Source organism: Pelotomaculum isophthalicicum JI, assembly GCF_029478095.1.
GTDB classification, from domain to species: Bacteria; Bacillota; Desulfotomaculia; order Desulfotomaculales; family Pelotomaculaceae; genus Pelotomaculum_D; species Pelotomaculum_D isophthalicicum.
Genome location: NZ_JAKOAV010000005.1, coordinates 95,853 through 116,397, shown reverse-complemented (window position 1 = coordinate 116,397; position 20,545 = coordinate 95,853). Strand labels below are relative to the sequence as shown.

22 protein-coding genes are annotated in these 20,545 nt (G+C 49.9%); 1 reads left to right on the top strand and 21 read right to left on the bottom strand.

The genetic code is table 11. The features are described from left to right. Position 1 precedes the first annotated feature (1 nt). The 4 genes from prfA to L7E55_RS04460 all read right to left on the bottom strand — a co-directional run bounded on the left by prfA (position 2) and on the right by L7E55_RS04460 (position 3,642). Positions 2-1,069 (bottom strand): peptide chain release factor 1, encoded by a 1,068-nt coding sequence (gene prfA, locus L7E55_RS04475; protein ID WP_277442850.1) that lies wholly within the window; start codon positions 1,067-1,069, stop codon positions 2-4. Positions 1,070-1,071: 2 nt separating this feature from the next. Continuing rightward, positions 1,072-1,938, bottom strand: coding sequence for a DUF1385 domain-containing protein (locus L7E55_RS04470; RefSeq protein WP_277442849.1), 867 nt, complete (start codon positions 1,936-1,938; stop codon positions 1,072-1,074). A 71-nt stretch (positions 1,939-2,009) separates the two neighbouring features. Beyond that, on the bottom strand, positions 2,010-2,213 hold the full coding sequence (gene rpmE, locus L7E55_RS04465; RefSeq protein ID WP_277442848.1) for a 50S ribosomal protein L31: 204 nt from the start codon (positions 2,211-2,213) through the stop codon (positions 2,010-2,012). Between the two features lie 175 nt (positions 2,214-2,388). After that, the gene (locus tag L7E55_RS04460) at positions 2,389-3,642 is read right to left on the bottom strand and encodes a radical SAM family protein (RefSeq protein ID WP_277442847.1); all 1,254 of its coding nucleotides are present in this window, start codon (positions 3,640-3,642) and stop codon (positions 2,389-2,391) included. A 204-nt stretch (positions 3,643-3,846) separates the two neighbouring features. Here L7E55_RS04460 and L7E55_RS04455 point away from each other — a divergent pair, with 204 nt between their 5' ends. Next, positions 3,847-4,116, top strand: coding sequence for a hypothetical protein (locus L7E55_RS04455; protein WP_277442846.1), 270 nt, complete (start codon positions 3,847-3,849; stop codon positions 4,114-4,116). Positions 4,117-4,231: 115 nt separating this feature from the next. On the opposite strand, the gene L7E55_RS04450 is transcribed toward L7E55_RS04455, so the two are convergent. The 17 genes from L7E55_RS04450 to L7E55_RS04370 form a co-directional block, all read right to left on the bottom strand. Continuing rightward, positions 4,232-5,110 carry a M23 family metallopeptidase gene (locus tag L7E55_RS04450; RefSeq protein ID WP_277442845.1) on the bottom strand — a complete coding sequence of 293 codons (879 nt, stop codon included), beginning with the start codon at positions 5,108-5,110 and terminating at the stop codon, positions 4,232-4,234. A 108-nt stretch (positions 5,111-5,218) separates the two neighbouring features. Next, the gene (gene rho, locus L7E55_RS04445; RefSeq protein ID WP_277442844.1) at positions 5,219-6,535 is read right to left on the bottom strand and encodes a transcription termination factor Rho; all 1,317 of its coding nucleotides are present in this window, start codon (positions 6,533-6,535) and stop codon (positions 5,219-5,221) included. A 160-nt stretch (positions 6,536-6,695) separates the two neighbouring features. Next, entirely contained in the window at positions 6,696-7,184 is a 489-nt protein-coding gene (locus L7E55_RS04440; protein ID WP_277442843.1) for a DUF2062 domain-containing protein, read from the bottom strand. Between the two features lie 31 nt (positions 7,185-7,215). Then, positions 7,216-7,863 (bottom strand): fructose-6-phosphate aldolase, encoded by a 648-nt coding sequence (gene fsa, locus L7E55_RS04435; RefSeq protein ID WP_277442874.1) that lies wholly within the window; start codon positions 7,861-7,863, stop codon positions 7,216-7,218. Between the two features lie 35 nt (positions 7,864-7,898). Next, positions 7,899-8,579 (bottom strand): hypothetical protein, encoded by a 681-nt coding sequence (locus L7E55_RS04430; protein ID WP_277442842.1) that lies wholly within the window; start codon positions 8,577-8,579, stop codon positions 7,899-7,901. 160 nt (positions 8,580-8,739) lie between these two features. After that, positions 8,740-9,468, bottom strand: a complete 729-nt coding sequence (locus L7E55_RS04425) for a Yip1 family protein (protein WP_277442841.1) — start codon at positions 9,466-9,468, stop codon at positions 8,740-8,742. 231 nt (positions 9,469-9,699) lie between these two features. Continuing rightward, positions 9,700-10,623: a signal peptide peptidase SppA gene (gene sppA / locus L7E55_RS04420; RefSeq protein ID WP_277442840.1), complete on the bottom strand. Its 924-nt coding sequence runs from the start codon at positions 10,621-10,623 to the stop codon at positions 9,700-9,702. Positions 10,624-10,935: 312 nt separating this feature from the next. After that, positions 10,936-12,546 carry a CTP synthase gene (locus tag L7E55_RS04415; protein WP_277442839.1) on the bottom strand — a complete coding sequence of 537 codons (1,611 nt, stop codon included), beginning with the start codon at positions 12,544-12,546 and terminating at the stop codon, positions 10,936-10,938. Positions 12,547-13,008: 462 nt separating this feature from the next. Further along, entirely contained in the window at positions 13,009-14,694 is a 1,686-nt protein-coding gene (gene argS / locus L7E55_RS04410) for an arginine--tRNA ligase (protein ID WP_277442838.1), read from the bottom strand. Positions 14,695-14,860: 166 nt separating this feature from the next. Then, entirely contained in the window at positions 14,861-15,238 is a 378-nt protein-coding gene (locus L7E55_RS04405; protein WP_277442837.1) for a gas vesicle protein GvpG, read from the bottom strand. 18 nt (positions 15,239-15,256) lie between these two features. After that, positions 15,257-16,012, bottom strand: a complete 756-nt coding sequence (locus L7E55_RS04400; protein WP_277442836.1) for a GvpL/GvpF family gas vesicle protein — start codon at positions 16,010-16,012, stop codon at positions 15,257-15,259. Positions 16,013-16,127: 115 nt separating this feature from the next. Then, entirely contained in the window at positions 16,128-17,039 is a 912-nt protein-coding gene (gene gvpN, locus L7E55_RS04395) for a gas vesicle protein GvpN (protein ID WP_277442835.1), read from the bottom strand. A gap of 30 nt (positions 17,040-17,069) precedes the next feature. Continuing rightward, the gene (gene gvpO / locus L7E55_RS04390) at positions 17,070-17,333 is read right to left on the bottom strand and encodes a gas vesicle protein GvpO (RefSeq protein WP_277442834.1); all 264 of its coding nucleotides are present in this window, start codon (positions 17,331-17,333) and stop codon (positions 17,070-17,072) included. A gap of 3 nt (positions 17,334-17,336) precedes the next feature. After that, positions 17,337-17,681 carry a hypothetical protein gene (locus tag L7E55_RS04385; RefSeq protein ID WP_277442833.1) on the bottom strand — a complete coding sequence of 115 codons (345 nt, stop codon included), beginning with the start codon at positions 17,679-17,681 and terminating at the stop codon, positions 17,337-17,339. Between the two features lie 113 nt (positions 17,682-17,794). Next, a complete protein-coding gene (gene gvpA, locus L7E55_RS04380) occupies positions 17,795-18,007 on the bottom strand; it encodes a gas vesicle structural protein GvpA (RefSeq protein ID WP_277442832.1) in 213 nt (70 codons plus the stop codon). 298 nt (positions 18,008-18,305) lie between these two features. Next, positions 18,306-19,343: a gas vesicle protein GvpJ gene (gene gvpJ, locus L7E55_RS04375; RefSeq protein ID WP_277442831.1), complete on the bottom strand. Its 1,038-nt coding sequence runs from the start codon at positions 19,341-19,343 to the stop codon at positions 18,306-18,308. Between the two features lie 51 nt (positions 19,344-19,394). Beyond that, positions 19,395-20,534, bottom strand: coding sequence for a GvpL/GvpF family gas vesicle protein (locus tag L7E55_RS04370; protein ID WP_277442830.1), 1,140 nt, complete (start codon positions 20,532-20,534; stop codon positions 19,395-19,397). Between the last annotated feature and the right edge of the window lie 11 nt (positions 20,535-20,545).

The following is a 20,545-nucleotide window of genomic DNA, read 5'->3' as shown; positions in this document are numbered from 1 at the left end:
ATTATTCCACTTGCTTGAGTTGTTCAGCCTGGTCAGTAGTTACCAGGGTCTCGATAATCTCGCCCAGGTCGCCTTCCAAAATTCCGTCCAGGCGGTGCAGGGTAAGACCGATCCGGTGGTCGGTCACCCGGTTCTGGGGGAAATTATAAGTTCGGATCCGCTCACTGCGGTCACCCGTCCCGACCATTAACTTGCGGGTGCTGGCCAGCTTTTGCTGGTGCTCGGTTTGGGCCCGGTCAAGCAGGCGCGCCATCAGCACCTTCATCGCCCTGTCTTTATTTTTATGCTGTGACTTTTCATCCTGCATGGAAACAACTATTCCGGTCGGGATATGGGTTATCCGGACAGCGGACTGGGTTGTGTTCACCGACTGGCCGCCATGTCCGGAAGCGCAGAACACATCAATGCGCAGGTCGTTCGGGTCAATCTCCACGTCAACTTCCTCGGCTTCAGGCAACACTGCCACGGTGGCCGCCGACGTATGAATACGCCCGCCGGATTCAGTGGTGGGAATCCGCTGCACCCGGTGCGTGCCGCTCTCGAATTTCAACCTGCTGTAAGCTCCGCGTCCCTCAATATTAAAGACTACTTCTTTAAAACCGCCGATGTCCGTGTAATTGGCGCTCAATATTTCGGTTTTCCAGCCCTGAGTTTCCGCAAAGCGCGCGTACATGCGGAACAGGTCGGCCGCGAACAGCGCCGCTTCTTCACCGCCGGTTCCGGCGCGTATTTCCATGATCACATTCTTCTCATCATTCGGGTCTTTGGGCAGCAGCAGCACCTTGAGTCTCAATTCCAGGTCCGACTTAACTTTAAGCAGTTGCTCAAGTTCGGCCTGGGCCATATCAAGTATATCCCCGTCCGACTCTTCGTTCAGGATTGCCCGCGTCTCCTGAATTTCTTTAACTGTTTTCTTATATTCTTTATACGCGCCGACCACGTCGGCGAGATCCGCATGTGTTTTGACGTATTGCTGCCAGCGCCCCAGGTCGGCAATCACCTCCGGGTCGGCAATCAATTTACTCAGTTCCTCGTACTTTTCCTCAAGGGCCGACAATTTATCCAGCACTTCTAATCACCCGCCTTAAGCACCGCCCCGAAGGCGGTTATCGCCACTTCCACCTGCCCGTCATCCGGCTGGCTGGTCGTTAATTTTTGCAGCCAAAGCCCCGGGGCGATCAAGCAGCGGCACCAGGGAACACTGGCATATTTACCTGATAGTTTAACCAATTCGTAAGAAATCCCCGCGATCACAGGCAACAGAAGCACCCTGGAGAGAATCCGCCACCAAAGGACCTGTTTGCCCAGCAGGGAAAATACCAGGATACTGACCACCAACACGATCAAGATAAAACTCGTGCCGCAGCGGGGATGCGCGGTGGAGTGCCGCTGCACTAGCCCCACGGATAGTTCGTCGCCGGCTTCATAGGCGTTGATCACTTTATGTTCGGCTCCATGGTACTGAAAAACACGCTTGATATCCTCCAGCCGGCCGATGGCAACCACGTATGCCAGAAAGATGACAATACGGAAGACGCCTTCAATCAGGTTTTGGATTAAGCTGCCTGGAGCGATTTTTTGCAGAAAATGGGCCAGGGCGGTGGGCAGCACGGCAAAAAGGAGCACAGCCAGTCCCAATGCCGCGCCGATGGTGAGCACCATTTCTTTCACGGTCAATTCTTCATCTTCACCGACGGCCTGGTTAGCCGAATAGGTCAGCGATTCGATTCCGAGCACCAGTGACTCAATCAGCACTACCACCCCGCGCACCAGCGGCCATTTTAAAACCGGCACCCGCTTGGTCAGTGAGCCCACCGGCTTCCGGTCCACCACAATGGTCTGGTCCGGCAAACGCACGGCGACGGCGCGTGAATCAGGCCCACGCATCATCACTCCCTCAATTACCGCCTGGCCCCCATACGGGTATTTCTCACCCATGACTTACACCTCTTTTAACGCTGACTGTCGCTTAAATCAGAAATAGCAGAGCGCCCGCCCTGCTACCTGTCCTACTTCGTTAAGCCGTATTTTTTACGGAAGCGCTCGGCTCTCCCGCCAGTATCTATGGTTCGTTGCGTTCCGGTGTAAAAAGGATGGCACTTCGAACAAATTTCCACCCGGAGTTCCTGTTTGGTAGACCCTGTTTCAAAAGTCTCGCCACAAACACAGGTCACCTTGGCTTTCCCATATTTCGGATGTATAGCTTCTTTCATCGGGTTTCACCTCTTTTCATTGCCAGGTATTCAGAATTCAGGAGTCAGGAGTCAGAATGTCTCTAGAAGATAAACTATCTTTTCATTCTGACTACTGATTACTGACTACTCTACTATAAAAAAAATACACTTATCTATTTTAGCATATCGATCAGCCGCCTGCAAGAAGAACCTGCTATCTTACCGGGCGGCTATAGTTTCCCACACTCAGCCCCGGCACTTCTTTCAGCGCCTCAATCAGACCTGCCACCCCGATAATGTCCCCCCCGCTCCCGGGTAAACGCTCAAAAAGCCAGTCCGGGTCGATATTCAGGTTGCGCAGCTGAACAAGATTCACACCTGTTTCTCTGACGAAAGCCGCTAGAGCCTTCACTTCATCCGCCCGGTCGGTCAGGCCGGGCAAGACCAGTAAATTCAGTGAAGTATACACGCCATGTGAGACCGCTACTTCAAGTGAACGGCGAACATCGGCCAAGCTATAGTCCTGTGGCCGGTAGTATGCGTCATAGGTGTCCCCAAGCGCGCTGATTAAGCTGACCCGGATCGCGTTCAGGCCGGCCCGGCAAATATCCTTCACACCGGCGGTACACCCGCCGTTGCTGTTCATATTAATCGTACCCTTACCTGTTAACCCGCGTACACGCTCAATTGTTTCCGCTATAGTGCCCGCCGCCAGCGCCGGCTCCCCCTCGCAGCCCTGCCCGAAACTGACGATTGCCCCATCCCCCCCGTTCAGGTGAGGGACCGCTACTTCCGCCAATTCCGCAGGGGAAGGCCGGAATTTTATGCGCGCCTGCGGCGAAGGGCAGCAACCCGCAGGTTGCAGCGATATACAGCCCAGACAACGGGCGTTGCAGGCAGGTGAAACTGGGATTCCGCCTTCCCACCGGCCATAAAAAATATTTTGGGCGGTGAAGCAGTGATACTCCAGGGCACAATGAGCCAGATGGCTGAGGATGCGATTTTCGGGTAATGACGCCAGCTTGTCGCGCACCAGCGCGGGTAGATCCGTTGTGTCATAATGAGCGGGGTCCCAACGGTGAGGCTCGTCGGTGCGCAACGCCGCTACATACAGCTCGCCATTACGGCAAGCCACGGCGGTGTAACCGAGCAAGGGCAGCGGCTGCGTTTTTTTGTCTCTTACATAAGAAGGCATCAAGGTACGGGTATAACCCTGGGGAAGCAGCGCCCCAACCGCCCATGAACGCCCGTCCGCCCAGGGGTTTTGTTCAAGAGTGGTAAATTGCCCTGTCCTGGTCAGCCCCACCGGCGTCCCGCCGGGCACCAGCGCCAGAGAAGCCCCTGAAGGCAGCTTTTCCATGTCGTCATCCATCAGTTCGACAAAACGGTCACCTGCCCGGCCGGTCGCACGCAGGGTACGGTGATCATATAATTGCCCGTCATCCCCGGCAAACAGCAGGTGGTACAATACGTATATCCCTCCGGTTCTTTGACCTAAAGCATTTTCAATATAATATCTTGAAAAAGTAGCTATGTAAAGGTTTTGCCGCAATATGGATATTATTGACATTTCATCATTTTAGCTATATACTAAACTTAAAATTAAGGAGAACTAGTTAGCTGTGGCCAATAAGCGAACAGAAAATGAAAAAAATTTGAAAGAAGAATAACAATGAAAGTTACTCGTCAAGATATAGCACAAAAAATAATAGATTATTTATTTCACCGCATTACCCTGTCAGAACTGGTAAACTGGGCTGAAATGTCTATGATGGATGCAGACTTTGAGGAAAGAAACTACGACACTTTGAGGGATATAACTAGCCGTTTGGGACTTGCAGACGTTAAAGCTTTCGGAGTCACCTGGGAAGAGTGTGAAAGTTTTTTGCAGCGATTAGGTTACAGGGTAGATCTAAAAGTAACGGAAATCCAAGCGATGTAGAGCGCGGGTGCCTTATTGAATATCGGATGTATGATTGTGTAGTCAGTAGTCAGATGACTACTGACTACTGACTGCCTAAATATTAAAGGCCGCTTTATTTAGCGGCCTTTAATATTTAGCTGTAATAACTCCTCCGCTCCAGCCAGTTCAGCGGGTCGAGCGGGACGCCGTTCTGCAGCACCTCCAGGTGCAGGTGGGGTCCGGTGGAACGGCCGGTGCTGCCGGCCAGGGCGATAATGGTGTTGGTGTCGACAACGCTTCCTTCAGTTACAAGCAGTTTCGCGCAGTGAGCGTATAGCGTGCGCAGCCCGTTGCCGTGGTCGATAATCACCGCCAGCCCGTAGGTTCCCCTGGGGCCGGCAAAGACCACCTTGCCGGGGGCCGCCGCCCGCATCGGGGTATTCTCCTCCGCGGCGATGTCAATGCCTTCGTGCGGTGAGCCGTCTCTGGCGCCGAAAGGCGAGGTAATCGTGCCCAACAGCGGCCAGGCCAACTGCCTAACCTGCGAGCCGGCAACCGGCAGAGTTGCTTCTTGGCTTGTAGCGCCGCGCGGGATCAGCAGTTGCCTGCCGGCAATAATGTTATTGACATCGGACAGTTCGTTCCGGGACGCGAGCGCATTCACGTCTACATTATACAGCCCCGCAATGCTTAGCAAGGTTTCCCCCGGCTGAATCTGGTGCACAACGTTATCCGCGGGCACTCTAATAAATTGGCCGGCAAGGATATTGTCCGGATCAGCCAGATCATTGGCCTTCGCTAGAGCTTCCACGGACACCCCTTTCCCTCTGGCAATATCGCAAAGGGTGTCACCGGTTTTTATCTCATATAAGCTTTGGGTTGCGGCTGCGACAACCGGCGGCGGCGTAGTGTAAGGAGCTCCCTCAAGAATACGCTCGTCCAGCCGGGCGCCGGCCGGGCATTCAGCCCACAGGATAGCCAGCGCCGTGATGACTGAGAAGGCAACAACCCCCAATATAGTTTTATGTTTCATAAAAATATCACCTCTTCCAAGCAATACAAAATATAGTTTTGCCTGAAAAGGTGAATTTAATACATTAGGCTATTTGCTGCAAATTTAAATTATCTATAAAACCAGAGATTAAGTACCTATGTTGTTGTAAGCGTTTTTACGGGAGGACTCAGCTCGCGTTGCGGCAACCGCCTCAGCGCGTCGCAGGTGGCGGAAGGCGTGCAGCAAGTCGTGGTTGGTCTTGGTGCGCTTGATCTGTTCCAGCAGCATTTCCATAGCTTCCAATGAATTCGCGCCGCTGGTTGCTTTGCGAAACTGCCAAATCATTTCCAATTCATCTTTTGACAGCAACAATTCTTCCTTGCGCGTACCCGACCGGTGGACATCAATAGCCGGGAAAATTCTTCTTTCCGCCAGGCGCCTGTCCAGAATCAGTTCCATATTTCCGGTGCCTTTAAATTCCTCAAAGATCACATCATCCATCCGGCTGCCTGTCTCAATCAGGGCTGTGGCCAAAATCGTCAAACTGCCGCCTTCTTCAATATTACGCGCCGCGCCGAAAAAACGTTTCGGCTTATGCAGTGAGGCGGGGTCCACACCGCCGGAAAGAGTGCGGCCGCTGGGCGGCACTACCAGGTTATGCGCTCTCGCCAGGCGGGTAATGCTGTCAAGAAGGATAACCACATCATATTTATGCTCCACCAAACGTTTTACCCGTTCCAAGACCATATCCGCAACTTTGACATGGTTTTCCGGCGGCTCGTCAAAAGTGGAACTGACTACTTCACCGTTCACCGAACGCTCAATGTCGGTGACTTCTTCCGGCCGCTCATCGATTAACAGCACCATCAAGACAATTTCCGGGTGGTTCCTGGTAATGCTATTGGCGATTTCTTTAAGGAGAATAGTCTTTCCTGCTTTGGGCGGGGATACAATCAAGCCACGCTGGCCTTTACCAATTGGGGCTACCAAATCAATAATGCGGGTGGATAATTTATCCGGTTCAGTTTCCAAGGTGATGCGCTGCATGGGGTAGAGGGGCGTCAGCCCGTCGAAGTGAAATCTTTCACCGGATTGCTCCGGGTCAATACCATTAACTTGTTCCACTCTCAACAAGGCGAAATACCGCTCGGTTTCCTTTGGCTTCCGCACCTGCCCGCCTACCAGGTCACCTGTGCGTAAATCAAAACGCCTGATCTGGGAAGCGGAAACATATATATCGTCATGACTGGGCAAGTACTGTAAGGGCCTTAGAAAACCATAACCGTCAGGCAGTATTTCCAGAACCCCTTGTGCAAACAAGAGGCCGTCTTTTTGGGTCTGAACTTTTAAAATTTCAAAGATTAACTCTTTTTTTCGCAATTTATAATATGCCGGCAGTTCAAGACCTTTAGCAATCTTATACAACTCAACCATGGTCTTGTTCTCAAGCTCGGAATAATTCAAAGGCACCCCTCCCGCTTAAGGGAATTAATATTTAAGTATTCAGAATTCAGGAGTCAGAATTCAGAATATATCAAGACAATAAACAACTCTATCACTCTTTTATTCTGACTACTGTCTACTGACTACTGTCTACTGATTTTATAACCAGCGCGGGCGCGTTTTATACGCCCTTTCGCTGTTTCCTCTTCAGTAAATACTTCAGCAAAAAATATACGGGCAAAAAAACCGCCACAGCGTTAACCAGGCTGCCCGCCAGAAACGGGTAGCCATGTTCGGCAATTCCCGACAATAAGGGGCTGAACATATTATCACCGGCAATTGCAATATCCGGTCCGGTCATACTACCCAACAAGGCATTTCCCGTCAACAGATCCAAGGTATAGAAAAACGGCACCGCCAGCTTAAAAAACACAACTGTGGCAACCGCCGCCACCGGGTTGCAGCGGATCAGACGGGCTACCAGGTAAGATAGCGGAATGCTGATGATAGGTATCGGGAGAAAATCAAAAGACAATCCCATGGCTACACCGCAGGCTATCTTTTGGGGCGAGTCAGGCAGTTCCATCATCTTGCGGTAATAATTCTTAACTGATTCCACAATCCTGGAAGTAATTTTTTTTTTGCAGTAAAGGTCACTTTCAGATAACACACTCTACTCCTTTAGAGATGGCATTATAACCTTATTTATTTTTTACAGTTTCCCAGTCTTCAAGGAATTTTTTTATACCGGCATCGGTCAAGGGGTGTTTGATCATTTGCATAATCACTTTGTAAGGAACTGTAGCAATATGAGAGCCGGCCTTCGCCGCCGCAGTAACGTGAACCGGGTGGCGAACGCTGGCGGTGATGATCTCGGTGGCTAGCGCATACCGGTCGAATATATCAACAATGTCGCAAATAAGCTCGATCCCATCCTGGCTGATATCATCCAAACGCCCTACAAACGGACTGACGTAAGTAGCTCCGGCGCGGGCAGCCAGCAGGGCTTGATTAGCGGAAAAGATTAGGGTAACATTGGTGTGAATACCTTTTTCGGCCAAAATTTTCGTAGCCTTCAACCCTTCAGCTGTCATGGGAATTTTGATCACTATATTGGGGTGTATGGCAGAAAGTTCCAAAGCTTCTTCGACCATAACCGGGGCTTCCGTGCCGACTACTTCGGCGCTAATCGGCCCGTCCACAATTGATACAATCTCACGGACTACTTCAGCGAAATTACGGCCTTCTTTAGCGATTAACGACGGGTTGGTGGTAACACCGCAAATAACCCCGAGCGAATATGCCTCTCTGATTTCTTCCACGTTTGCCGTATCAATAAAAAGCTTAATCCAAAACACCTCCCTTCGGTGCTTTATCCATAAAATTATGTCTCATTTCTTTTGCGTCGTGTTTTTTTTAACTTGCCTGCGTTCGCCAGACTGTCAAGGCACTTAAACCCATGTCGCGCAAGTTCAATAGATTCAACCTGCTGGATGACAGTCAAGTCCTCTTCTGTTTCCGCATAGACAATATTTATACTGTCGCAATTTTTACAGTGCAGTTCCAACCTGTCCGGAAATATATCCACTTCAATCTTGTGATTTCCGCACTGGCAGTACAACCCACCGGCGTCGGCAATATCATGCAATCGGCTCAGAACCTCAAACATAATTCTTGAATTATGAAAGTAACTTTCACAGCCGATTTCGCCAAAAAAGGTTTCCAGTTCCTGATCATGGCTTGTCATCATTTCGCTAATCTTGGATACAGGACCGACATTTCCCACAACCAGATCAGTCTCCTGGCAGGAAAGCCGGGTTACTTCCCCGGACCAGAGGGTCTTGCCGGGAATCTCGTGAAGGTGGCCGGTTTCGCAAACCATACAGGCCAGTTTTAATAAATAACCGGACCGGTTTTTAATAACCTCCAGTTTAGTGGCGCCGCAGGAACAGCTGATGGAAACAGCTTTGCCCCTGGGGAAGGCAAACCGGGAAAAGTTATGAACATCCATTTTTCCACACTCAGGGCAACGCATAGCCAACACGGCGTCTGTAGCTATCAGCATTGCTTACCCCCCCTGAAAGAGCTGTTAAAACCTTTCCTTCAAAACCTGTATATAGTACTTCGACAGCAGGAATAAAAGTCCTCTTTCTCCAAGGGAAATTAATAAATAATCGCCCTCCGGGTAAGCGACACGTCATACTGAGCTAACTCTTTAGATGCTACTAAAAGTAAACGGGGTTGTGCATGCCAAAAGGCATTGACGCCGCAACAGCCACCAGCGCCGCAATTATAATGATGAATAAAACCAGAAGGAGCAAAAAAGGTGATACCACAACCAGGAACGACCGGCCTGCGGTTAATCCGTGCACCTGCTTCAGACCGATCACCAGCAGGACAACGCTCCATACCACTGTCGCCAACCCTGCCAGCGCGATTATAATCAATCCGCCCGTACCCAGCCACAAGGACAACAAATTAACCGGAACCATAAAGATGGATGGCATGCCGGCCAGCCCTACGACCACCAAAACACCCGTAGCGACGCCTTTCCCGCCTAGCAATTCAGCTGCAAGGTGTATGAAAGCGCTGTAGCCAAACCATTTCAAATAGCCCCAGAACAGGCCGAAGACTGCTCCCAAAGGAGCCAGCGCCCGGAAAGACGACAGGAAATTTTCTAAATCGTTGTTGTAAAGACCTGCAGTCATTGCCCGTGAAACGGTAAGCAGCCCCATTGTAACGTCTAGAATACATATGACAGTAAATATCAGGAAAGCGAGGGCAACCGGCGGCTTTTTTGCGACAGCTTCCAGGGTTCTCAACGGATCAAAAAGCACACCGTAAACCAGTTCTAAAAAATCCTGGCGGCGAGGCTCGCCTCCGCCGGGGGACTGTTCAAATTCCAAGTTAATATCAGTTACTTCACCGTCTTCCCGGTCGAGATTAACGTCCAATAAAAACACCTCCCCGAAAATTAGTAGTCAGTAGCCAGTATTCAGTATTCAGTAGATAGAATACCCCGAGTATATGCTTTCAGCATTTACCAACCTCATGCAAAAAAAGTTTTGTTTTTCCCATCACCATCAAATGGATGAAAATGGTACAGATTTATTTTCAGGGGCAGATATTTCAAAACAATAAATCATTCTTTGACTACTGAATACTGACTACTGGCTACTGACCCGTTATCTCAACCCGTAAGGATAAGCTGACGTTCCTCCGGTTAAAGCCGGCATACTTTTGCCTGATAGGATGCTTTCCCAGGCGCCCCCTAAAAAGTTTCGCCAAATATTTTTATAACCAAGTTCAGCAATTACCGGCTCACCTGATAGTCCCGCCAGTTTTCCAGCCAATAGCACCGCGTCGTGAAAATCGCCAAGCTGGTCAACCAAACCGAGTTCAATAGCCTGCCGCCCGGTAAAAACCCTGCCGTCGGCCAGCTTTCTAATTTCTAAAACGTCTTTATGCCTGCCTTTCGCGACAGCATCAACAAACTGGTTGTAAATATCGTCAATCATCGATTGAAAAATAGCCCTCTCATCCGTTGTCACCGGCCTGGATGAGGATCCCATATCCTTATAGGGGCCACTCTTAAAAGTTTCTTCGCTTATTCCCAGCTTATCGTATAATCCCTGGAGATTTGGCGTCTGCATAATGACTCCGATACTTCCGGTCATCGTACCGGGGTTGGCAACGATTTGGTCTGTGCACGCGGCGACCCAGTAAGCGCCGGAAGCCGCCACGTCCCCCATAGAGGCCACTACTTTTTTACCCGATTGCCTCAATCTTTCAATTTCCAATCCGATTTCCTGCGAGGCTGCCGGAGTACCGCCAGGGCTGTTCAGCCTTATTACCACGGCTCCTATCTCCGGATCCCGGGCAGCTTTTCTTATAGTAGCGGCTATTTCTTCCGAACTGACACCGCTGCTTAACAATCCGGTGTCAGATTGACCGGACGCGATAGTGCCCTCAATATAAATCACACCGACTTTACCCTTGTCAGAGCCGGACTGCCGGGGCGTTCTGTTCCCAGTACGCAAATTAAACGAGAGAACGACCGACAGAGCTACCAGTCCAAGAATTATGCCTGCGATTATCTTCCTGCTCATTACCAACCACCTCTTTATCTCATGTTACCTTATCATGCTGTTTTGCTTGGAAAACATGCATGCTATCGGTAACAAATTACGAAAGACCTAAGGGCTTACATAAACGGCGATTTTAAGGCCTCATTCAAAGAGCGAATGAGCCCGAGGATAAGCGAGGGAACTGTTTGAAGCGCAAAGCGCCGAGTTTGACCGAACCCGAGGTTGAAAAAAGCTCGAACAATTATAGGGACCGAACATGAGCCGTGGTGTAAGCCCATAGGTCTCTGACAAAAAAGCTTTGGTTTAACCAAAGCTGCAATAGAATTCGTCAAGTTATTTACTTCGCTCCGCAAACTTCCGGGCCGCCCCGATAAATTCTCTGAATAACGGATGCGGCCGGTTGGGCCGGGATTTAAACTCGGGGTGAAACTGGGTAGCCACAAACCAGGGGTGGCCGGTCAGTTCAATAATCTCCACCAAATAACCGTCAGGCCGCGTGCCGGTAAATGCGAGGCCGCCACGCGCAAAATCCTCCCGGTAAATATTGTTCATCTCATAACGGTGGCGGTGCCTTTCTTCAATTATTTCCTCCTGGTATGCCTGCCGGGCTAGTGAGCCGGGTTGAAGCATGCACGGGTAGTGGCCCAAACGCATGGTTCCCCCCATCTGGTCGAGTGTTTTTTGTTCCGGCAGCAGGTCTATAACCGGATAAGGCGTATCGGGGTTAAACTCTATACTGTTCGCCCCCTGCCAGTTCAAAACATTGCGGGCAAACTCCACTACGGCAAGCTGCATTCCGAGGCAAAGGCCCAGGTAGGGCACTTTATTCTCACGGGCATACCGGATGGCCTCGATCTTGCCTTCAATGCCACGGTCTCCAAAACCGCCAGGCACCAGAACGCCGTCAACATCAGCCAAAAAATCCTCAACTTTTGCGCGTTCAACTTCTTCTGAGTCAATCCATTTGATCTTGATCGCCGACTCATTATAAAAGCCCGCGTGACGCAGGGCTTCCGCGACGCTCAGGTAAGCGTCGGGCAGAGAGACGTATTTTCCCACCAGACCTATGGTGGTAGTATAGCGTAAGTTTTTCATCTTTACCACCATTTCCTGCCACTCGGTCAAATCCGGCGGGCCGGTGGCGATACCCAGTTTGTCCAGCACAATATCAGCCAGGCCTTCTTCTTCAAGCATCAAGGGAACCTCATAAATAGACGGAGCGTCTACAGCCTGGATCACCGCGTCCTTGTCAATATCACAGAATAATGCCAGTTTATCTTCCATTTCTTTGGAAAGAGGCCGCTCGCTGCGGCAGACAATCACATCCGGCTGGATGCCGATGCTCCTGAGTTCTTTGACGCTGTGCTGAGTGGGCTTGGTTTTCAACTCGTTAGCTGCTCTCAGGTACGGAACCAGGGTAACATGGATATAAACCACATTATTTTTACCGAGATTGCCCTTCAACTGGCGGATGGCTTCTAAAAAGGGCAGTGACTCAATGTCGCCGACAGTCCCGCCGATCTCGGTAATGATTATATCGGCGCCTGATTCATCGGCCACACTGCGCACCCGCTCCTTAATTTCATTGGTGATATGGGGAATTACCTGCACCGTGCCGCCCAGGTAGTCACCCCTGCGCTCCTTGTTTATTACTGAAGAATATATTCCTCCGGTAGTGACGTTGCAGTTTCTGAAGATATTTATATCAATAAACCGCTCATAGTGCCCAAGGTCCAGATCGGTTTCCGCGCCGTCCTCAGTGACAAAAACTTCTCCGTGTTGATAAGGGCTCATGGTACCTGGGTCAACGTTAATATACGGGTCCAGTTTCTGAATGGCTACCTTCAGCCCGCGGCATTTTAACAGACGCCCTAGGGAGGCGGCCGTAATTCCCTTTCCCAGCGAAGAAACAACCCCGCCGGTGACAAATATGAATTTGGCCATAACTCCTGGTTTCTGGAATCTAAACAAATCATTTGTTAGATTCTCTCCCGTCCGACTAAGCGGGAGGCAGTTTCACAGGATTCAACTGCTCAGCTATGGACTCTCGTCCATATTCCGGGTGGCAGAGATGCCGCCTGGCTTTACAGTTCTGCCCGGAAGGGGGTGTTACCCACCGCCTGGTTGATTTAACCTCCGCGCCCGACTTTCACCGCGAGGCTAAAGCGACGCATCATCGGATGTAACTGCATAGAAACCTTTCCTCTCTAATTATTACTTAATACTCATATGCACTCACCTCCTGTATCTATTATAAAATAGAACAGGTGTTCGTGTCAACGGATCATTGTTCTTTACATACTTTTATTTAACTACTTACAACCTCCTTATTTCTCCCAATAAACTGCCTCTCCCATTCTATTGCTACCAACAGGACCTGTCAACAGTCGCCAACGGATTATCCGCTTACATACGCTGCGGCGCGGTTAGCCCCAGAAGACGCAGGGCATTTTGCAGGGTAATCCGGGTGGCGTCCACCAGCACCAAACGGGCGCCGGACAAGGCTTGGTCCGCGGTAATCACCCGGTTGGCGTTGTAAAAGCTGTGCAAAAGGCCGGCCAGTTCATGAGCGTAGCGCGCGATGCGCTGCGGCGCGAGCCCCTTGGCGGCGGAGGCTACCTCTCCCGGGAAGTCTGCCAGCTTCCTCGCCAGGGCAAACTCACTCTCTTCCTTGAGCAGGCTAAAATCAACTTCAGCCGGGTCCGGCACTTTGCCGCCCTGTTCTTTGCACTGCCTAAGAATGCTGCAAATGCGGGCGTGAGCATACTGGATGTAATAAACCGGATTCTCATTGGTTTCCGCTTTGGCCAGATCGAGGTCAAAATCCAGGTGGCTGTCGGAACTGCGCATAACAAAAAAGTAACGGGCGGCGTCCTTGCCGACATCCTCCACCAGTTCTTCCAGGGTCACAAATTGCCCGCTCCGCTTGGACATGCGCACCAGTTCACCGCCCTTGTAAAGACGGACAAGCTGCATAATGACAACTTCCAGGGCCGCCGGGTCGTAACCCACGGCCGCAACGGCGCCCTTCATCCGGGCCACGTGACCGTGGTGGTCGGCGCCCCAGATATCGATCACCCGCTCGAAGCCCCGCTGGAACTTGTTCAGGTGATAGGCTATATCAGTCGCGAAATAGGTTGGTATGCCATTGGAGCGCACCAGCACCTCGTCCTTTTCCGCGCCGAAAGCACTTGCTTTAAACCACAGGGCTTCTTCACTCTCATAAATATGGCCCTGTTCCCGCAATAAATTCAAGGTGTCCTTGACCGCCCCGGACTCGTGCAGAAACCGCTCGGAAAACCAGACATCGTACCGGACGCCGAAATCCCGCAGTACGCGCTTGATGGCTTCCAGTTTTTCGTTGAGGGCATATTCCACTAAGGCCGCCCGCCGCTCTCCTGCTTCAACCTTTAGGAAAGCGTCTCCGTGACGGCCAATAAAGCTCTGAACAGTACCGACAAGGTCCTCTCCATGATAGCCATCTTCCGGGAACGGCACATCCAGGCCTAACAGCTGCATATAGCGGGCTTCCAGGGAAAGGCCGAAGTTTTCAATCTGATTGCCGGCATCGTTTATGTAAAACTCACGGGTAACAGAAAAACCCGCAAAGTCCAGAATCGAAGCGATGCTGTCTCCCAACGCGGCCCCGCGGGCGTTTCCCATGTGCAGCAGGCCGGTGGGATTGGCGCTGACAAATTCCACCTGAACTCTTTTACCCTTTCCCTCGTCTAAACGTCCGTAGTTTTCCCGCAAGGCAATAATCTTGGGAAGAATCTCGTAGACCCAGGCAGGTTTAAGGTAAAAATTAATAAAACCGGGGCCGGCGATTTCTACCCGTTCCACCCAGGTCCCGGTTAAGGAAAAGTTATTGACTAGGATTTCCGCTATTTTGCGAGGCGCCATACGGGCCGGTCTGGCTAGCAGCATGGCCAGGTTGGCGGCAAAATCACCGTGGTCTTTTTCACGGGGCACTTCCACCGTAAATTCCGGCACTTGATCAACTTTGACAGACCCTCTGCCGCGGGCAGATTCCAGGGCTCCGGCCAGGGCACGGGCCAGACCGGAACTTACTTCTTCAACTATGCCGCCCATATATATTTAAACCTCCTTGACAGACACAATATAGCCAATTCAGTAATTAGGTTAATACTTTGCACTTAGTCTGTCAAGTCAACATTGAGCCGGAAACCGCCATACCGAAGGCTCATAAAGTTTGCTCAGGGTGGAGTGGCACTTGCCATAAGGGCGATTTTACTTATCAGTCTTCCATAAATCCGGCGAAATTAACTTCAATTTCCTCAGAATCTTCTATTTCTTCATATTCGTCTTCATCTTCTTCAAGATTATCAGTTTCTATAACTCCGTATTCACTTTCATCAAGGTTTTCGGATTCTTCTTCCGCCAGTTGCAGTTTTAATTCCCTGGCCGTGTGCAAGCGATTGATCAACACCTCTTCGATTTTTCCGTATTCTTCATCATCAATTTCACCCATATCATAACGAATCTGCGCTTCCAGCAACTGGCGGGTGATTACTGATTCATCCAAAAGTTCCGCCATGGCTTGATCATGTATTTTCTCAACAACAAAATAAAAAAAACGCCAGGGCGCCATCATCAAGTCGTCAAGTATAAACATACGCATTACCTGCTTTTATCATAAATTTATTTTAAGGTTTATAAAATTGTACGGGGGCCATGGGCCGGTATATTTAATATCTAAATTGTCCTGATACTGTTGGTAGATTTCCTCGACTGCCAGGTCAAATTCCGGTTCTTTTTCTTTGGCTACCAGGAATGAAGCATTTAACACCATTCTGGGCGTAACAATATCATTCTTCCGGGCAGAAACAGCCATCTTTTCCAGAGGTTCGAATATTTGCCCGTGATAATAGTTTCTTTTCTCACCAGCCGCCGCTTCAACCATTTTCCCCAAATCAATCCTGCCGTAATAGGCGGCATCGGGATTCTCTCGGGTGAGTTTTTCCTTAACATCTGAGATAGAACTGTTAACTTCCTGTATTTCTTTAACGAATGAATCTTTTTTCCAGTAAATTTTTAAACCAAGTTCAACTTTACCTCTGATTTTAGCAATCTCTCTTTTAAATTTGACATAATTTTTTTTCATCAGGTTGATTATTTCTTCCGTGCTTTCAGATATAATCCCGAAACTCATCGGAACGATATCGAATTCTTCCATCACGTCTGATATGACTCTCTGGTGGGCGAAGGCGTTTTCTTTAACAGGATCATAAATAATTACCGGAGTGTTGCTAGCCACAACCGCCAAATCCCGGTAATTAATCGTATATACAATATCCTCCCGGCCACCGATGCCTATGTTGCCAAAACTTCTTTTGTCCCTTGTTTCAATAATACCGTAAAGATATTTACCCTCTTTTTTTTTCGCCAATTGCATCACCCCACCCGGCGTTTATTAATATGACTCCTGATTTGACGCGGCGCTTACCCGTGGGTTTCAGATCACCCCAGCGGTAAGCGCCACACCGTCTGAACCGGCTTTATCATTAATGCTGAAAACAAGAATCCACTATACCCTCTACCAAACCCACAAGTTTTTCCCTCTCCCGCCCACTGACTCCAGGAATCAGAGAGAGCAGGATATCTATGCAAACTTGCCCGAATGTCTGTTCACCACTAACCGGGGACAAATGGTGTACCGACATCACCCTGGCAATTTTTATGCTGGTCCGTACGGAGGCGACAACCGGGTAACCGCAAGTCTCCCTGAACATCCTCATCACACGTACAATTCTTTCCGCAACTTCAGTATCCAGACCGGACTTTGCCGCAGTTATGGCTACCTCTGAATCAAAATCAAAATCATCAAGCTCAAGGGTAATCAACCTGTCGGAAAGAGCAACCTGCGCCTTGTGAATACCAGCGTATTCCACCGGATTACTGGTAAAAATAGCTTTAAACTGAGGGTGTACTTTCAGATCCTGTCCCTCGTTCTGAAAACTGGGCAGGCTCAGGGTTTTTTCCTCCAAAATCGAAAGCAGTATATTATTAACTTCCGCCCTGGAACGGGTAAATTCATCGTAGATCAATATATGGCCGTTGCGGCAGGCTGTCGTTATCCGCCCGTCCAGCCACTGCTGCTGCAAGCTCTCTGTAATGGAGTGAACGTAGTTGATGTAATCGTCAATTACTTTTTTGCGCCGGTAACCTACATTGCCACCCACCAAATCAGTTGTCGAGAAGTCTTCATTTCCGTGGATCAACGTTACCGGGCGGCCCATATTTTTGGCGATATTTAAGGCCAGGGAAGTTTTACCGGTGCCAGACGGCCCGCTTAAATGCACCGGAAAACCTGCCTCCAGGTACATCATGGCGCGATTTTCAATATTCCTGATATAGGGGGTTTCAATAAAAATTTCATTCTCCCAAGAAGTTTTTTCCGATTGTCCTGCCGGCATTCCTACCACCTCGGATGTATTTCTTCTATACTATTCTATACTATTCGCATTTCTTTCACGAAGGCTCAGGCGTTCAAACCCCAGGATCTGCAAGTCCTTATCAAGCGAAACTTCATACAGGGCCATCAGGTCATCTCTCGCTCTTTTTCGCATATATTCCGAGTCTTCCGCCACCTCGATTTGCACCTTCCAGCCTTCATCCGGTTGAGGGAATACCGCTATGACATCACCTGGCTTTTTTAATACCTCGCCAAAAAAATCCGCCACAGTATTAATAACTTTCAGTACAATCATTTTTTACTCCTCAAATTTATTCCTCTTTGGCTTTACTTTCTCCTTAACCTTATTAACTTTGTGAGTCCTGAGCTTTTCCATGACCGCCAGGGTTTCTTTCCAAATTTTTTGCGCTTCGGTCCTGTCGTCACAGTAGGAATCAACCAGTTTATTTACTTCTTCAACCCGGTTTAACCGGTCTTCAGCGAGAATTTCTTTCAACTTCGCGGACATTTCCAGTCGCTCTTGATGGTACTTTTCAAGCATCTGCTGTACCTCGGCTTGCATTGCTTCAAGCAGTTCAAGTCTCGCTTTAAGTGTGCTGACAAGATCTTCACCAACTGCGGCCAGGTCTTGGGAAAGTGACACTTGTATTACCTCCGTCCGTTTTATTTAGCTATAAAGACGCTATTACAACGCGTCATCTAAGTCTGGGATGCTCCCCGGCCGGAAACGAGTTCAAGCCGGGGAGTCAAATAGCGCTATGCTGCTTCGTGAAGCGGGAAGGCTGTCAAGCCGACTGCTTCAGCATACTTAAGCCAGGTTTCCACGCTAGCGATGACGACTCTCGCTTCAACGGCAAGAAGCTCAATACCGACCAGTGATACTCTTACCCAGAGATCGATAACGATACCTTTTTCAAGGATCCGGTCGACAACTTCCGCCAGGCTGGAAGCTTTAATGCTGTGTTTCACAATAAACACTCCTTTGTTTGGATATGTTGGATTATGCTAGTAGTTTATGTTTCTCTACCGTCCGATGTGCCAATAGTTTAAATAAATTCGAAAATACACCATATTTATTACAATGCACTTTCATCTGGGGTCTCAACTCAATTGAATTATGAAATTTATTCCATATTAAAAATTAATACTAAAATACTTCTATAAAACCCCTCCTTAGAAGCCTCCAGCTTCAATCTTACTAATGTATATTATGTAAATAAGTACCACATTGTTAATTATTTTCTGGTCTCTTTTAACTAATTATGATTCATGGTAAATGCCGTTTCTGCCGGGCGCTCACCCAGCCGCAAACAGCACAGCCGTGATCAAGCAATCTGTTAGCATGATCGGGAGCCCCACAGGCCGGGCAGGTTTCCAGAAGGTCGCGGCGAGCGTCCGCGAGCAGGGAAACCCATGGCCGCAAAACCTCCTCTTCACCGGCAAAGTAAACCTTTTCTGGGCTGAGCCGGCCGAGATAACGCAGCACCATTACTGATCTGCCGCCGGGGCCGTCCGGGACATCTTTAGTTGTCACCTCTACCTCCAGCACATCGGCAGAGGCCACCTGAAACAGTACCCCTTGCCCTGAACTACCCCGCCAGCACAGGCAACCTTCCCGCACGTAAAATGAGCCCGGCCTCCAGTTATATTTACCTGTGGGGTCATTTATCAGGTACCATATTCTCTTTTCGCTGTCCGGCGCCGGCTCGGCACAGTTTAGGGAATTACCTGTGTCGCGGGCTTTTTCCAGAGCGTTTAACAGCTGACTGCTGATGGCGCAGTGTAACCTCACTATGTTACCTGTAGTCAGGGTGATCCGGATCTCCTCCCTGTTCTGGCCACTAAAATGGGGCTCTTGCCGGGTATCCACGCCGCTCACCAGACCCAAACCGATGTCTAGCAGTGTTTCCGCCGGTTCCTGACGGTAGAGCAGCAGGCGCCTGTCGGTAAGATAAAGCAACCCCGGCTGCCAGGCGGAATAAATACCACGGTTGAACCAGCAGGAAGCAAACTGGGAAAAAAGAACCCGCTCCCCTCTCTCCAGGGGCGGCCCATCCACGGCCTTATCTTTTTGAACAGAAGAGCGTATAGCCTCATCCCAGTCCGTCATAAAACCATAGCGCAGCATAGTGGACATGCCTGCTAATGCCAGACGCAAATTCAGTCCCAGGAGGGGAATGCCGGAGACAGTAACAACCACGTCGCTGTATAACATCAGCCCTTTATTTAAAAGCCGGTCGAGAAGATCATTTAGTGTGGCTTCCCGCCGGCTTACAGGTCGCATTTTATTGCTTTCCTTCACCATTCCTTAAACCTCGCATATTAAACCTCACACCGTATGCCCGGCCGAAACAACTTATGACGGTACGACCGGTTGGCTGACAAAGCTGTAAGGCGGCCAGGGACCGGTAAAATCTATGTCAAGAGCTTCCTGCTGCTTGATTTCCGCCAGCGTTTCACTCAGCGCCGGTACAAGGTCTTTCTCCACCAGGCAGGAAAGGCTGGCAATCATACGCTTTCCTGGCGGTCCCTGCTTTGTTTTTTCCACTCGAATATCAGCGCATAACCGATGGAGAGCCCGGTAAACCTTTCTGAAATAAACTTCCGCCATTTCTTCCAGAGAATCTTTAACAGCCTTTTCCAGTCTTTCCTTGTAAAGGTAGCGCGTTCCTTCCGGTTTACCCTCAAGTTCCCTCTGCAATTCTTGCAGGCGGCTGTCTTCCCGCAGAGCCACCTTCTTTAAAACCTCTTCCGGCACTAGGATCTTAATTGCAAATTCTTCTTTGCCACGAAGGCGATCAAGCATTGATTTCAAACGGCCGCACTCCTGCGACAACCATTCCCTCAACACTTCCTGAGGCTTACGGGCGGCAGAGTGAATTATTGTATTAAAACCCATGGGAAGAATGGTCTCCAGCCGCTCTTTAGCGCGGTCCAGTACTTCCTGGTGCGCAAACAGCCACTCTTTAGCCTGCTCGTCGCTGTCCGGACGATAAGGCTCTGTGGAACAGTCGTGCACTACAGCACACAAGCCTGCGGCAGCCAAGGCATATACCCGGCACCCTGCGACACCGGCAACCCCCATTTCAAAATCATCTTCTCCGGCAGCCACACCGTAAATATACAAGCCTGTGGGAGCGGCTGCCGGCGCATGCTCTTGAGACTGGAGAGGTTCATGACAACCCGGCGACACCGGAGATTCGATCTTAGGATCCGCCTGCGCTTCAGCTGCCGGAGACGTATGCCTTAATACTTCTGCCATGTCTACTTGTACTGTCAGATCAGACGCCCCCTTCATGCCGGCCGTTTCGATGAGCACAGCCCGGATGGCATCCCGAACGGCTTGCTGCAAAACTTCCCGCGCCGCCACCAGTATTTCTTTTTCCAGTCCCATTTTTTTTAATTCAGCCTTCACCAACAGACGGGCAACAGAACTGACAGCCGCTACATTCTGATTCATCAAACCGCTGCCGCCGTCATCCACCCGGAGAGCCATTCTTCCACCCC